The sequence below is a fragment of the Alicyclobacillus sendaiensis NBRC 100866 genome (genome assembly GCF_001552675.1).
Lineage (GTDB): Bacteria > Bacillota > Bacilli > Alicyclobacillales > Alicyclobacillaceae > Alicyclobacillus > Alicyclobacillus sendaiensis.
This window is the reverse complement of record NZ_BCRQ01000136.1, coordinates 1-1250: the sequence shown is the minus strand read 5'-3', so window position 1 is coordinate 1250 and position 1250 is coordinate 1. Positions and strand designations below refer to the sequence as shown.

The window sequence follows — 1250 nt, the reverse complement described above, 5'->3', positions numbered from 1 at the left end:
GGGATGGAATTAGCGGGCGCCATGTTGGAATCTTTTGTTGGCGAGATTGGAAACATGGTGGCGGGTAATATGTCGACGCGTCTAGCAGATAATGGGATTCATGTGGAAATTAGTCCGCCAACCGTCATCGTGGGGCCCACCAAGCTGACGGGGTTCGTTACGGCAGCGAAGGTTCCTCTACATCTGGAGAACATCGGGGTCATTCATGTGATTCTCATATTGGACGAATCAGAGTAAATGGACAAGCTATTCGTTGAGCAGAGGACCGAGAGGAGATCACGCGGGTGTTTCTCTGGCAAAAGACGAATGTTGTTTTCGCTACGGAAAACAAAGATGACTATGTACATACAGACGTAGAAGCATTGAATGAAAAGCTGTCTTTTCTACGAGTCACACAAGAGGATCTTGCCCGAGTTCGAGATGTCTCTGCATTGATGGAGCCTTATCTTGAACAGATCGCAAAGCGACAATACGACACCATTGAGAAGTTCCCCAACCTGAACAAGATCATCGTAGAACATAGTCACAGGGAGCGTCTGGAACGTACTTTTGTCGATTATTTCAGAAGGCTATTTCGTGCAGATGTCGCGGACAGCGTATTTTGGCAAGAGAGAAAACGAATAGGTCGCGTTCATAGCCGTATTCACGTGACCGCGGACTGGTACATTGGTTCCTACATGCGGTTGTTTGAATATCTCATTCCGGCAGTCGTGAATCAATGGCACGGGAAGCCGCGAGAACTGTCTGATACCTTGCTTGCATGTTTGAAGATGGTATTCCTTGATATGCAGGTCATCATGGAAGCGTATGAAGAGGAAGAACTACAAGCTGGATATATAGAACACGTTTCAAACGTGTTAGACCTCATTTTAGGAATCGAGGACATTCTCCCAACAAAAAATGCGATTGAACAAGTCGCTTCGGATTCCGAAAATATCTCGGCTGCAACAGAACAACTATCTGCTTCTGTTCGCGAAGTGGCGGATTACGCGGTGAAGGCCGCGGAACATGGAGACCGCGTGATGCGGGACGCGCAAGCGGGCGGTGAAGTCGCGCGTTCCGCTTTGGAAGGGATTGTTGCATTACGTCAAGCGTTCGACCAGTTGCAACATCAATCGACTGCAGTGGTTTCGGCAGCTGAACGCATTTCAAGCGTCTTGGAGTTGATTCAAGAAATCGCAGAACAAACGCATGTCCTTTCGTTGAATGCCGGGATTGAAGCCGCAAGAGCAGGTGAACACGGCCGTGGT

The 1250-nt window shown here is 48.6% G+C and carries 2 protein-coding genes; both read left to right on the top strand.

The features are described from left to right. Positions 1-237: chemotaxis protein CheC (locus AS26_RS13585; protein WP_174519950.1), on the top strand; the 237-nt coding region annotated here is incomplete at its 5' end. Between the two features lie 47 nt (positions 238-284). Further along, positions 285-1250, top strand: a 966-nt coding sequence (locus AS26_RS13580) for a globin-coupled sensor protein (protein ID WP_169793518.1), incomplete at its 3' end; no start/stop codon positions are given.